Source organism: Pseudomonas sp. Xaverov 259 (genome assembly GCF_019352915.1).
In the GTDB taxonomy this organism is placed as follows: Bacteria; Pseudomonadota; Gammaproteobacteria; order Pseudomonadales; family Pseudomonadaceae; genus Aquipseudomonas.
Window position 1 is genome coordinate 27818 of the sequence record NZ_JAAAFV010000048.1, and the last position, 12095, is coordinate 39912.

Below are 12095 nucleotides of genomic sequence, written 5' to 3' on the forward strand. Positions count from 1 at the left end.
CCCGACGCATTACTGCAAGGAAGCACCCATGCTCGATATCCTCCAAGGCACGCCCCTGTGGGTGTACGCCATCTACCTGTGGATTTGTTATTACGGCGTCAAGGCCTGCCTGGGCGGTCGCGAGAATCGCCGCTCACTGCTGATTTTGCCGGTGGTGCTGGTGGTGTGGTCGCTGATGTCGCTGGCGCCTTCATTGCTGTCGAGTGGTGCCTGGGTCGGTGGTGTGCTGGCAGGCTGCCTGATGGGGATGTTGCTGTTTAACGCCGATGGCGCCCGGCTCGATGCCGATGGCGAAACGCTGGTGCTGGTGGGCACCTGGAAAACCCTGCTGATCTCGCAGCTGTTCTTTGCGGTGAAGTACTACTTCGGCTATCAGCAGGCCGTGCATCCGTTGCTGTTGAGCACGCCTGAGATGTTGCTGGCCGTCGGCGGTGTGTCGGGGTTTACCGTTGGTCTGTTCTGCGGGCGGGCCGATCGATTGCAGCGGGCGCTGAGCGCATTGCGCCGCGATATGGGCAGTGTGCTGCCTTGACCTGACCTGCGTGGCCGCCGAAAATGCGCGACGTTTTTTTGTTCCCGCTTACTGAAGTAGTGAAATTTCAATGTCTGATTCTTACACCGAACACGCCGCCGAAGAATCTGTAGCCGCCCTGCAATCGAAGGCCGAATACGAAAACGCCATCAATCTTTCACAGCATGTGCCTGCGGCCAAGATCATCAGTGAGATGGTGCTGGACGCGTTCCACACCTCCAAGGAAAGCGACCAGATCCGCGAACTGCGCGTGGCCATCCGCCAGGCCCATGACGCCTTCGACGACGACAAGGCCTACGACCTGATGGGCCAGCTCAAGCAACTCAAGGATGCCGAAGCAGCCGACAACATCGCCCTGGAAGACCTGAGCAGTAAGTTCTCGATCAGCCGCATCCTCTCCAGTTTCAAGGACGACCCCGAGTTCCAGGAGCTGGTCTACGGCCTGGCCCTCAAGGTGCTGAACCAGTCTCACCAGGCCATCAGCAACCCAAGCGCCGGCAAGGGCAAGGCTGCACGGGCCAAGAAAGAAGCCGAAGTGTTTGTGATCAGCAAGGATGGCATCAGCGTCACCCTGCCGCTGCGCACGCCGCGCTCCAAGCTCAACGTTGACCGCGAGGCATTCGAGTTTTTGGGCTTCAGCTTTGTGGGTGAAGGTGACGAGGCTGAGCTTGAAACCGAGAGCTTTGTGGATAACACCGGCGCCGAGCAGCCGTTGAGCCGCAAGAGTGTGATTACTGCATTGCAGCAGCAGACGGCGTTTGATGGGTACAGCATCGCGCAGCAGTAATTCAGTACTCAAAAGGTGGGAGCTGGCTTGCCTGCGATAGCATCACCTCGGTATGCCTGATGGACCGAGGTGATGCTATCGCAGGCAAGCCAGCTCCCACATTGGGCCCGCGTCGGTTCAGACCTGCGCGGCAAACACTTCGCGAAACCGCGCCATCTCCTGTTTGTTGCCCACCGTCACCCGCACCCACTGCGGCCAATCCTTCCACACCCGCCCGACCAATACGCCCTGTGCCGCCAGCTTCTCGATAACCTGCTCTGCCGGCTGCTTCACGTTAATCATGAAGCAATTGCTTTGCGACGCTGTGCAGGTAAAACCACGCCCGTTTAGCCAGGCGATGGTTTCATCACGCAATTGGGCGTTGAGCGCCTTGCGTTGCGGCACCAGCTTGAGGTCGTCCAGGCTTGCCCGGGCACCGAGCAACGTGGACGCCGCCGGCACATTGTCGCCACCAAACACCGCCAGCCGTTCCAGCAACGCCGGGTGGCCGATCGCCAGGCCCAGGCGCGCGCCGGCCATGCCGTAGATTTTCGAGAAGGTGCGCAGCACCAGCAAGTCGTCGTGGTCCTTGACCCAGCTCACGCAGCTTTGTGCATCGCAGAAGTCGATGTAGGCCTCGTCCACTACCAGCACGCAGCCTTTGGGTTTGTTTGCCAGCGCCTGGCGGATCGCTTCGGTGGGTGTCAGCGTGCCAGTCGGGTTGTTGGGGTTGCACAGGTACAGCATGCCCGCCTGCGGGTCGGCGGCGAGCATGGCCGGCACATCATGGGCATGCTCGGTATTGAGGCTCACTTCGTGTACTGGCGCCTGCCACGCTTCGGCGGCCTGGCGTGGCACTTCATAAGATGGCGTGGCCATCACCAGACCACGGGCCTGGCTGGTAAACGCCAACACGGCGTAGCGCAGGGCGGCCATGGAGCCGGCAAATACAGCGACCTGTTCTTCGGCAAGCCCCTGCGCTTTAGCGAACTGTTCTGCCAAGCCGTACATATAGCCATAGGGATACAGCCCGGAGAGGCCGATGCCACGCTGCATCGCCTCGCGGGCGGCGGTTGAAGGGCCGTAGGGGCTTTCGTTGTAGTTGAGTCGCACCGTGTCCGCCGGGGCCGGTGGCGGGCTAGCCACCGCCCAGTCCAGGCGGCCCAGCACCGGCAAGGCCACGCCAAAGGCGAGAAGAGACCGACGACTTACGCTGAACATGGAGCAACTCCTTGTAGACGGGTGATGGTTTCTCACGGTTCGTACAAAGAAGTATGACGAGAAGGCGTTCAGCTGATTTAGCCACCTGCGCGGTGATCAGCCCTCCAGGTAGTCGGCGATCGGGTAATTCATGCACAAAGCTTCCACCGCCGTGCGCACCTGCTCGCGCACCTCAGGCTCAAGGCGATAGTCCAGTTCGCCCAGCGGGGTGACGTGTCCCAACACCCGACAAATCAGCTCAATCACCTGCCTGCAGCCGTCGGTGTCAAGTTGGCGTTGCGCCATTGAGCCGGTACCGAGACACAAACCGCTGGTGACCAACTTCGAACGTGTCTCGCCCGGTACGCGGTGCTTGCTCACCACAATGGCGCAAGACTCCAGGGCCGCCTCGGCGATGGCGCCGGTCATGGCGCCCCGCAACCGGATCAGCACCGTATGGTTCTCACTGCGCCCGCCCACCACGTCGTAACCCTGGGCCGCAAACGCACTGGCCACCTCATCGGCAAGCGCACGGCCACGCCCCATACAGGCATCAAACTCTGCCGACTTCGCATACCCCAAGGCCGCCGCTTTTGCCGCGATCATGTTCATCGCCGGCGCACCTTGCATACGCGGGAACACGGCTTGATCCAGCACGCGTCTGAACGTTGATTTAAGGCCGGGAACCTTGGTCTCGGCGTCGCGGCCGCACAGAATCAACCCACCCCTTGGGCCGCCCAATTGCTTGTGCGTGCAGGCGATGGTGACGTGTGCGGCATTGATCGGGCTCGGATGGCGCCCCGTTACCACCAACCCGGCGATAGCGGAAATATCCGCCAGCAGGATGGCGCCCGCCTCGTCGGCAATCGCGCGAAAGCGCTCAAAATCCACCACCCTTGAGTAAGCGCCCGCGCCACAAATAATGATGCGTGGGCGATGAGCCAGGGCCAGGCTGCGCACCTGCTCATAGTCGATAAGGCCTGCGTCGGTGGTGCCATAGCGGATGGCCTTGTAATACGCCCCGGTGAACACCGCCGGGCTGCCAAGGGTGAGTTCACCGCCATGGTCATGGGCCATGCCCAGTAGCGTATCGCCCGGTTCAAGCAGCGCCGAAAGCACTTGGGATATGGCGTTGGACGCCGAATGAGGCTGCACGCCGGCGTAATGCGCGTCGAACAACTCCCGCGCCCTGCGTATGGCCAGGGATTCAACCAGATCGACATTTTCGCAGCCGGTGCGATAGCGTTTGCCGGGCGTGCCTTCGGCGCTCACGTTGACCAGCGCAGAGGCGCAGGCGACCAAGGTGCGTGGCTTGACCGCGCAGGAAGAAGCCACCAGTGAGAGGGTGCGATGCTGGCGAGTGACTTCAGCATCCAGCAGGCTGGCGAGTTCGAAGTCTTCTGCGCGCAAATCCGCCAGGCCACGACGCAGCAGGTCGGCTTGGTCTTTGAGCGGTACGGTATTGAATGCCATCGGTGCGGTTCCCTTCCTGGGCGTTGCGTGCCGGTCCGTCCTGAACCGAGAGGGTTAATTAAACAGGAAATTAAACATTTTCCAAATCAAATGTTCATTTCTCACGCACCATGCCCATCAAAAGTACGCAAGCCGCGCATCCGGACTTTATTGTTAGGCCCGACGCATGCAACACTCCCGCCGCCGCAAAACCAGAAGCGCCCCGGGAACGGGCGCTCGCCTGTTGTGGCTGCGCAAACAACGGACGTTAACGACTAAAAGGAAGTGGTGAGCACGTGATACACAGACGCGAAAAAACCGAGCACTTGAAGAGCAACATCAAGTACTTGATCAAAAGCCGCGGCGAGACGCAGTTGTCGTTATCCAATGCTGCCGGCCTGACCAGGACCACCATCTACAACATCCTGGAAGGCAAGGTCGTCAACGTGCAGCAGTCCACCGTCCGCAAGATCTCGGACTTCTTCGGCGTCTCCTACGATGAAATCGAGACCCTCGATTTTGAAGCCAAGGAAATCATCGAGAGCAGTGTTTCCCCACAGGGCAACATGAACCCGGCCGCCGTGCCGGTGCTCAAGGAAAGCCTGGTTATCCAGAACCTGGACAAGCGCATTGGCGAGTTGGCCACACTGTATCCGCTGACCTACTACTTCGGTTCTTCCTACAACCTGATCGGTGTGCGCCTGGAACGGGGCATTCCCGGCATCAACGAGCCGGGTGATTTGTTGATCGTGCAGAAAGGCGCGTCAACCCTGGGCAAAGAAAAGCTGGTGTACGACCGGGCTACCCAGAAGATGTTTATCACCCTTGAAGCCTGCGTTGGCTCAGAGCGCCTGTGCGTGATCGGCGACATCATTGAGGAGCGCTTCAATGACAACCTATGAAGCGGGCATCGAAAACAGCAAATACAAACTGCTGGGCTTTGAGAATGACAAGAGCCTGGCGGTGATCATGGTGATCGCCACCGGCAAGGTCATCAGGATGAAGCTGAGTGAAGTCATCAACAGCGAAATTATGGATAACCTCAATAAAATGGAAGTTAAGAACATGTACAAGAAGTTTTATTCCCAGGGAGGGACGCTGACGGCCTACGACATAAACGACCGCAACGAAAACTCCTGGATGATCTACATCATCCTGAACCTGTTGCTGTTCACGTTTTATATCTTCACCAGCATTGCCGCGACCAAGCCTATTTACTTGGAGTCGATGGGCATCATCGTCACGCCGGGCACGTTTCTGTACCCACTGACGTTTTTGATCGTGGATCTGCTCAACGAGCAATTCGGCCTGCGCCTGGCCAGACGCGCCATTTTGTTTGCGTTCGCCAGTAACGCGATGATCATCATCCTGCTCTACGGCTCGACGTTTCTGCCAGGGTTGCCGGGCTGGAAACTCGATGGCCCCTACAACGACGTGATCATTCAGGTGTCCTCGGTATTGGTGGCGTCCTCGGTCTCGTTCCTGGTGTCGGAGAATATAAACTCCTACTTGCTGTGCAAGATCAAAGAACTGACCAACTCCAGATACCTGTACCTGCGGATTTTCCTCAGTACGTTTTTTGCGGTGATTATCGACAGCTTCCTGTTCTGCTTTATTGCGTTCTATGGCGCGATGCAGACCAGTGACATCTTGAGCATGATCTACGTGCAGATCGCGATCAAAGTCGGCTTTGCGTTTTTCAATATTCTGCCGGCCTATGGCGCGCGCGCGTTGTTCAAACGCTGGATTACCGGTAGCGCTGCCTGATGTAATGCGCTCTAACTGTGGGAGCTGGCTTGCCTGCGATGCAGACAACTCGGTACATCTGCAACACCGCAGCGATGCTATCGCAGGCAAGCCAGCTCCCACAGTTGACCGAGTATGACTCCTACAACTAGCTCAACCGCAACTTCTGCTTCAGGCTGCTCATCACACCAGCCTTGTCCTGCAAATACTCATTCAAGCCCCGCGCCCGCAGGTTGCATGCATCGCAATTACCGCAGCCGGTGCCCATGATGCCGTTGTAGCAGGTCAGGGTCTGGTGCTGAACCAGCTCCAGTTGGTTGTGGTAATCAGCCAGCGCCCAGGTTTCAGCCTTGTTCAGCCACATCAACGGCGTGTCCAGGCGCAGCGTGTAGTCCATGCCCAGTTGGAGCGCGGTGTTCAGCGCTTTGACAAAGTCATCGCGGCAATCGGGGTAACCCGAGAAGTCGGTTTCGCACACACCGGTAATCACGCTTTCGGCTTTGACTTGATAGGCGTAGATCGCCGCCAGGGTCAGAAACAGAATATTGCGACCCGGCACAAACGTGCTCGGCAGGCTTTCGCCCGAGCTGTTCACGGTCGGCACCGGGATGTTGTCGCGGGTCAGGCTGCTGATTGCCAGCTCGTTGAGCAAGGACACGTCCATCACTTTGTGAACGGTGGCGCCCAACTGCTTTGCCAGCTTTTGCGCGACTTCAACTTCGGCGACATGGCGCTGGCCATAATCGAAGGTAATGCAGTGCACTTCGTCATACTGCCCCAGCGCCTGGATCAGGCACGTGGTCGAGTCCTGCCCGCCACTGAATACCATCACGGCTTTTTTAGTCATCAGTTTGCTTCCTGCATTTGTAGAATGTGGGAATAGTTTAAAGGCCACTCAATAAAAAGCCCCGCGCTTCTTGCGAAGGCGGGGCTTTTTGTTGCTCGATGACTCAGTGTGCGTAGGTCAGCAACAGCTCTTTCGGCACTTGGAAATCCAGGGACATCATCACGCTGAGCGCGGTGATGGTGAAGATCGAGAACACGAACAGCTTGCGCGCCCAGACGGTGTCATCCACCGCCTTGTAGCCGGTCCAGGCCATGTACAACCAGTACATGCCCATGGCGGCAGCGACGGCGAGGTAGCTCATGCCGGCGTAGCCACTGAAGGTCAGCATCAAGGTCGCCACGAGGAAGGCCAGGATGTAGAGCAGGATGTGTTTCTTGGCTACCTGAATGCCACGTTTTACCGGCAGCACCGGAATCGACGCAGCCAGGTAGTCATTGAAGCGGAAGATCGCGATGGCATAAGAGTGCGGCATCTGCCACAGGCTGAACATCACCAGCAGCACCAGCGCAGCCATGTCGAAGCTATTGGTCACAGCCACATAACCAATCACCGGCGGCATCGCCCCCGACAGACTGCCCACCAGCGTGCCGTGAACCGACTTGCGCTTGAGGTACAGGCTGTAAAGGCCGACGTAGATGACAAAACCGATCACGGCAAACAGCGCCGCCAACGGGTTGGCCACCTTGTACAACAGGGCCACACCGGCAACACCCAGGACGGTCGCATAGATCAGAGCCAGTTTCAGGGAGATAAGGCCCTGCACCAGCACACGATTCTTGGTGCGTTCCATCTTCAAGTCGATGTCACGGTCGATGCAGTTGTTGAACACACAACCGGAAGCTACCACCAGGGACGTGCCGATCATCGCAGCCAGAAAAATGGCCAGATCGACATGCCCCTTGGAGGCCAGGAAGAAACCGCCTGCCACAGAAAGCACGTTACCGAAAATGATCCCCGGTTTGGTGATTTGGATAAAGTGCTTAAGCGACATCGGGTCTTACCTCACTTCGCCATCATGAACGTATGGATGCTGAACATGATCCATATCGACAGGCCAACCAGCAGCAGGATCACAAGACCTGCGAACACGAACGCAATCACGTTATCGCGCTGCTCTTTCGAGCGATCCAGGTGCAGGAAGTACACCAGGTGAACCAGAACCTGAATCACCGCAAACGCCAGGACGATCATCAAGGTGATCGACTTCGGCAAGGTTGGGTACATCACCAGGCCGAATGGGATCAGGGTCAGGATGACCGACAGGATGAAGCCGATAGCGTAAGACTTTACGCTGCCGTGGCTCGCATCATGGCTGTCATGGTCATGGGAGTGTGCATTAGCCATTACAGAGTCCCCATCAAGTAAACGACGGTGAATACGCAGATCCAGACCACGTCCAGGAAGTGCCAGAACAGGCTCAGGCAGCTCAGGCGAGTCTTGTTGGTGTTGGTCAGGCCGTGTTTATTGACCTGATACATCATCACCGCCATCCACAGCAGGCCGGCAGATACGTGCAGACCGTGGGTGCCTACCAGCGTGAAGAACGCGGACAGGAAGCCGGAACGGTGCGGGCCGTAGCCTTCGGAGATCAGCAGGTGGAACTCGTTGATCTCCATGCCGATGAAGCCCAGGCCGAACAGGAAGGTCAGTGCCAACCAGCTCAGTACGCCCTTCTTGCTGCCCTTGTAGAAGGCCAGCATGGCGAAGCCGTAGGTGATCGAGCTGAACAACAGCAAGGCGGTTTCGCCGAGCACGTAAGGCAGTTCGAAGATGTCGTGGCCCGACGGGCCACCCGCTACGTTGTTTACCAGTACCGCGTACACCGCGAAGATCGACGCAAACAAGATGCAGTCGGTCATCAGGTAGAGCCAGAAACCGAATACGGTCATTGGCCCCGAGTCGTGGTGATGGTCATCGTGCCCATGGTCATCGACATGGGCGTGTCCAGCATTGGTCACTAAGTTCGACATGGTTTAAGCCTGTTCCAACGAGGTTTCTACACGGTTGGCCGGGATTTTCTTCTCGGCTACCAGGCGAGCGTGTTGCTCGGCTTCGATGCGTTCGATCGTCTCGACCGGCACCATGTAGCCTTGATCATCACGGGCAGCGTGAATGATGAAGTAACCGATGGTGCCTACCAGGCCCACGATTGCCAGCCACCAGATGTGCCAGATCATCGCGAAACCGAACACGGTCAACAGCGCGCCCATCACCACGCCAGTGGCGGTGTTGTTCGGCATGTGGATCGGCTCGTAGTGCTTAGGCTTCTGGTACGCAGTACCGTCTTCCTTGGCTTCGGTGAACGCATCAATGGTGTTCGCAGTCGGGATCACAGCGAAGTTGTAGAACGGTGGTGGCGACGAAGTCGACCATTCCAGGGTGTGGCCATTCCATGGGTCACCGGAGTCACAGGCGTTCTGCTTGCGATCACGGATACTCACGTACAGCTGGATCAGCTGGCAGGCGATACCGGCAGCGATCATCAACGCACCGAACATGGCGACGTACAGGTACGGCACCCACTCAGGGTTGGTAGTGGCGTTCAGACGACGGGTCATGCCCATGAAGCCCAGAGCGTAGAGCGGCATGAACGCGACGAAGAAGCCCGAGATCCAGAACCAGAATGCAGCCTTGCCCCAACCTTCGTGCAGCTTGAAGCCGAACGCTTTCGGGAAGTAGAAGCTGAAACCTGCGATGTACCCGAATACAGCACCACCGATGATCACGTTGTGGAAGTGAGCGATCACGAACAGGCTGTTGTGCAGCACGAAGTCAGCACCCGGGATGGCCAGCAGTACGCCGGTCATGCCGCCGATGGCGAAGGTCACCATGAAGCCCAGGGTCCACAGAACCTGGCTGGTGATACGCAGACGGCCGTGGTAGATGGTGAATAGCCAGTTAAATAGCTTCACCCCCGTCGGGATAGAAATCAGCATCGTCGCCAGGCCGAAGAAGGCGTTGACACTGGCCCCCGAGCCCATGGTGAAGAAGTGGTGCAGCCAAACCATGAAGCCCAGTACCGAGATCGCGCCCGATGCGTAAACCATCGAGTGGTGACCGAACAGGCGCTTGCCGGTAAAGGTCGAGATTACTTCAGAGAAGATACCGAACGCTGGCAGGATCAGGATGTACACCTCAGGGTGACCCCATGCCCAGAACAGGTTCACGTACATCATTGGATTGCCACCAAGTTCATTGGTGAAAATGTGGAAATCCAGGTAACGGTCAAGCGACAGCAGCGCCATGGTAGCGGCCAGGATCGGGAACGAAGCCACGATCAGGACGTTGGCCCAGGTGCAGGTCCAGGTGAAGATCGGCATGTCCATCAGTTTCATGCCAGGGGCGCGCATTTTCAGGACGGTGGCCAGGAAGTTGACCCCCGTCAATGTCGTCCCGAGTCCTGATAACTGTAGCGCCCAGATGTAGTAGTCCACACCCACGCCAGGGCTGTACTGAATGCCCGACAGTGGCGGATACGCAACCCAACCGGTCTTGGCGAATTCGCCGACGCCCAGGGACAGGTTGATCAGCACCACGCCGGAAACCAGCAGCCAGAAGCTCAAGGAGTTCAGGAACGGGTAGGCAACGTCACGCGCACCAATCTGCAGCGGCAAGGCAAGGTTCATCAAGCCGGTGAAGAATGGCATCGCCATGAAGATGATCATGATCACACCGTGAGCGGTGAAGATCTGGTCATAGTGTTCAGGCGGCAGGTAGCCAGGCGAACCCTCGGTGGCCATGGCCAACTGGGTACGCATCATGATGGCGTCGGCAAAACCACGCAGCAGCATGACCATGGCAACGATGACGTACATGACACCGATTTTCTTGTGGTCGACAGACGTCAGCCACTCGGTCCACAGGTAGGTCCATTTCTTGAAATACGTGATTGCAGCAAACAGTGCCAGACCACCCAGCGCGATCATGGCGATGGTCACCATTACGATCGGCTCGTGGAACGGGACCGCATCCCAACTTAATTTACCAAACATCGTTTACTCCTCTGCCCCAGCAGTTGAATGCGAGCCCGTGTCAGAACCTTCAACCACGGCCACTTCTTTCTTCTCGTGCTTGACCGGCTTGCCTGGCTTCATACCTTCGTACTTGTCGACGATTTTCTGAAACAGGTCCGGCTCAAACGCGGAGTACAGAGCGACTGGGTTGTTCTGGCTTGGTTTGGTCAGGGCGTCGTATTCAGCTTGATCAAGCTGTTTAGGTGCGGCCTTGACTGCGGCTACCCAGGCGTTGAAGTCTTCCTGGCTCGTCGAGATCGCTTTGAATTTCATGCCGGTGAAGCCAGCGCCGCTGTAGTTCGCGGAGATGCCTTCCATTTCAGCTTTCTCGTTGGCGATCAGGTGCAGGCGAGTCTGCATGCCTGCCATCGCGTAGATCTGGCCGCCCAGTGCAGGGATGAAGAACGAGTTCATCACGGCATCGGAGGTGATTCGGAAATTAAGCGGAGTGTTCTCCGGGAACTGGATCTCGTTGACCGTGGCGATACCCAGGTCCGGGTAGATGAACAGCCACTTCCAGTCCAGCGCGACCACTTCGATGTTGATCGGCTTGACGTTGGATTCCAGCGGACGGTACGGGTCCAGCTCGTGGGTCGACTTATAGGTGATGTAACCCAGGGCGATGATGATGAGGACCGGCACCAGCCACACGGCGATTTCGATCTTGGTGGAGTGCGACCACTTAGGCGCGTAGGTAGCGCTGGTGTTCGACGCGCGGTATTTCCAGGCGAAGGCGAAGGTCATGATGATCACAGGGACCACGACCAGCAGCATCAGCAGGGTAGCGGTGATGATCAGGTTTCGTTGATCCAGACCGATCTGTCCTTTTGGGTCCATCAAGGTCCACTTGCAGCCTCCCAGCATTAACAGCATGCCAATCAGCGGCAAAAAGCCTAGTAATCGGGGGTACCTGTTTTTACTCATCTCACGACCTCTAAAGCAGCTTGCGCAATGCAGTTGGGTTTTGATCGCCAACACTTCACCCTGCCAAGGGTTGGCATTTCTCTTCGATTGAATAAGAGCCTGCCCGTCACGCCATAACTGTACGTTTCACGGACCTGCGGTGAGTTCTTATTCGATTTCGTGGTTAAAGGCCTTGTTACAGACCAATTCCATTTGGTGCGGATAGTTGAAAGGCTGCCGGAACCTTGGGGTCGCACAGAGCCGTCCATCTGCCCCTCGACCGCTCCAGTGCTCAAATATTGAACAGCACAGGACATTCAGTGCGGGCGATTGTAGTTAGCTAGCGATGTATAAACCATGTCTTATAAAGAAATAATTTTTATCGATTACAGCAACAATCCTTCACTAAACCTGCAAAGGTTCGCGATCTTATCGTGTTCGATTCTCAACAAAAACCACAAAAATTGCCGTGTTATTGGGCATAACGCCACTTCCCTTACGCCTTGTAAGGGCTTGCAAAACGGATCCAAGCCCCCATAAAACAAGGCATTCGGACATCACCCAATGGCTCGGGCGGCGTGACATTCACGGCATCGCCCAAACGATGAACTGACAGCACAATTTAGCCATCGGGTG

12 protein-coding genes and 1 pseudogene are annotated in these 12095 nt (G+C 57.3%); 5 read left to right on the top strand and 8 right to left on the bottom strand.

The features are described from left to right. Window positions 1–28 precede the first annotated feature (28 nt). Together K0H48_RS20860 and K0H48_RS20865 are read left to right on the top strand one after the other, a co-directional pair. Window positions 29–532 (top strand): DUF6622 family protein, encoded by a 504-nt coding sequence (locus tag K0H48_RS20860; protein ID WP_219268973.1) that lies wholly within the window; start codon window positions 29–31, stop codon window positions 530–532. Between the two features lie 70 nt (window positions 533–602). Then, the gene (locus K0H48_RS20865) at window positions 603–1319 is read left to right on the top strand and encodes a hypothetical protein (RefSeq protein WP_219268974.1); all 717 of its coding nucleotides are present in this window, start codon (window positions 603–605) and stop codon (window positions 1317–1319) included. Window positions 1320–1436: 117 nt separating this feature from the next. Here the strand turns inward: K0H48_RS20865 and K0H48_RS20870 are convergent, their stop codons facing one another. Together K0H48_RS20870 and glyA are read right to left on the bottom strand one after the other, a co-directional pair. Continuing rightward, entirely contained in the window at window positions 1437–2519 is a 1083-nt protein-coding gene (locus K0H48_RS20870) for a pyridoxal phosphate-dependent aminotransferase (RefSeq protein WP_219268975.1), read from the bottom strand. Between the two features lie 96 nt (window positions 2520–2615). Continuing rightward, window positions 2616–3971, bottom strand: coding sequence for a serine hydroxymethyltransferase (glyA, locus tag K0H48_RS20875; RefSeq protein WP_219268976.1), 1356 nt, complete (start codon window positions 3969–3971; stop codon window positions 2616–2618). A gap of 275 nt (window positions 3972–4246) precedes the next feature. Here glyA and K0H48_RS20880 point away from each other — a divergent pair, with 275 nt between their 5' ends. Next, window positions 4247–4852, top strand: a complete 606-nt coding sequence (locus K0H48_RS20880; protein ID WP_081321445.1) for a helix-turn-helix transcriptional regulator — start codon at window positions 4247–4249, stop codon at window positions 4850–4852. Beyond that, entirely contained in the window at window positions 4839–5717 is an 879-nt protein-coding gene (locus K0H48_RS20885; RefSeq protein ID WP_219268977.1) for a queuosine precursor transporter, read from the top strand. Before K0H48_RS20880 ends, K0H48_RS20885 begins: the two co-directional genes overlap by 14 nt. A gap of 127 nt (window positions 5718–5844) precedes the next feature. On the opposite strand, the gene queC is transcribed toward K0H48_RS20885, so the two are convergent. The 6 genes from queC to cyoA form a co-directional block, all read right to left on the bottom strand. After that, a complete protein-coding gene (queC, locus tag K0H48_RS20890) occupies window positions 5845–6543 on the bottom strand; it encodes a 7-cyano-7-deazaguanine synthase QueC (protein WP_219268978.1) in 699 nt (232 codons plus the stop codon). A gap of 103 nt (window positions 6544–6646) precedes the next feature. Then, window positions 6647–7534 (bottom strand): heme o synthase, encoded by an 888-nt coding sequence (cyoE, locus tag K0H48_RS20895; RefSeq protein WP_017135069.1) that lies wholly within the window; start codon window positions 7532–7534, stop codon window positions 6647–6649. An 11-nt stretch (window positions 7535–7545) separates the two neighbouring features. Beyond that, a complete protein-coding gene (gene cyoD / locus K0H48_RS20900; RefSeq protein WP_010206434.1) occupies window positions 7546–7887 on the bottom strand; it encodes a cytochrome o ubiquinol oxidase subunit IV in 342 nt (113 codons plus the stop codon). Then, entirely contained in the window at window positions 7887–8513 is a 627-nt protein-coding gene (locus K0H48_RS20905; RefSeq protein ID WP_056858318.1) for a cytochrome o ubiquinol oxidase subunit III, read from the bottom strand. Before K0H48_RS20905 ends, cyoD begins: the two co-directional genes overlap by 1 nt. Before the next feature lie 3 nt (window positions 8514–8516). Next, window positions 8517–10535: a cytochrome o ubiquinol oxidase subunit I gene (gene cyoB / locus K0H48_RS20910; protein WP_138813899.1), complete on the bottom strand. Its 2019-nt coding sequence runs from the start codon at window positions 10533–10535 to the stop codon at window positions 8517–8519. Window positions 10536–10538: 3 nt separating this feature from the next. Next, window positions 10539–11480 carry a ubiquinol oxidase subunit II gene (cyoA, locus tag K0H48_RS20915; protein ID WP_026013527.1) on the bottom strand — a complete coding sequence of 314 codons (942 nt, stop codon included), beginning with the start codon at window positions 11478–11480 and terminating at the stop codon, window positions 10539–10541. 27 nt (window positions 11481–11507) lie between these two features. Between cyoA and K0H48_RS30990 the strand changes: the two are divergent. Beyond that, a pseudogene (locus K0H48_RS30990) lies at window positions 11508–11799 on the top strand (hypothetical protein). The last annotated feature ends 296 nt before the right edge of the window (window positions 11800–12095 follow it).

Bases quoted from the DNA above. Each gene is read 5' to 3' on its own strand.
- K0H48_RS20860 (WP_219268973.1), top strand. From the start codon at position 29: ATGCTCGATATCCTCCAAGGCACGCCCCTGTGGGTGTACGCCATCTAC.
- K0H48_RS20865 (WP_219268974.1), top strand. From the start codon at position 603: ATGTCTGATTCTTACACCGAACACGCCGCCGAAGAATCTGTAGCCGCC.
- K0H48_RS20870 (WP_219268975.1), bottom strand. From the start codon at position 2,519: ATGTTCAGCGTAAGTCGTCGGTCTCTTCTCGCCTTTGGCGTGGCCTTG.
- glyA (WP_219268976.1), bottom strand. From the start codon at position 3,971: ATGGCATTCAATACCGTACCGCTCAAAGACCAAGCCGACCTGCTGCGT.
- K0H48_RS20885 (WP_219268977.1), top strand. From the start codon at position 4,839: ATGACAACCTATGAAGCGGGCATCGAAAACAGCAAATACAAACTGCTG.
- queC (WP_219268978.1), bottom strand. From the start codon at position 6,543: ATGACTAAAAAAGCCGTGATGGTATTCAGTGGCGGGCAGGACTCGACC.
- cyoE (WP_017135069.1), bottom strand. From the start codon at position 7,534: ATGTCGCTTAAGCACTTTATCCAAATCACCAAACCGGGGATCATTTTC.
- cyoD (WP_010206434.1), bottom strand. From the start codon at position 7,887: ATGGCTAATGCACACTCCCATGACCATGACAGCCATGATGCGAGCCAC.
- K0H48_RS20905 (WP_056858318.1), bottom strand. From the start codon at position 8,513: ATGTCGAACTTAGTGACCAATGCTGGACACGCCCATGTCGATGACCAT.
- cyoB (WP_138813899.1), bottom strand. From the start codon at position 10,535: ATGTTTGGTAAATTAAGTTGGGATGCGGTCCCGTTCCACGAGCCGATC.
- cyoA (WP_026013527.1), bottom strand. From the start codon at position 11,480: ATGAGTAAAAACAGGTACCCCCGATTACTAGGCTTTTTGCCGCTGATT.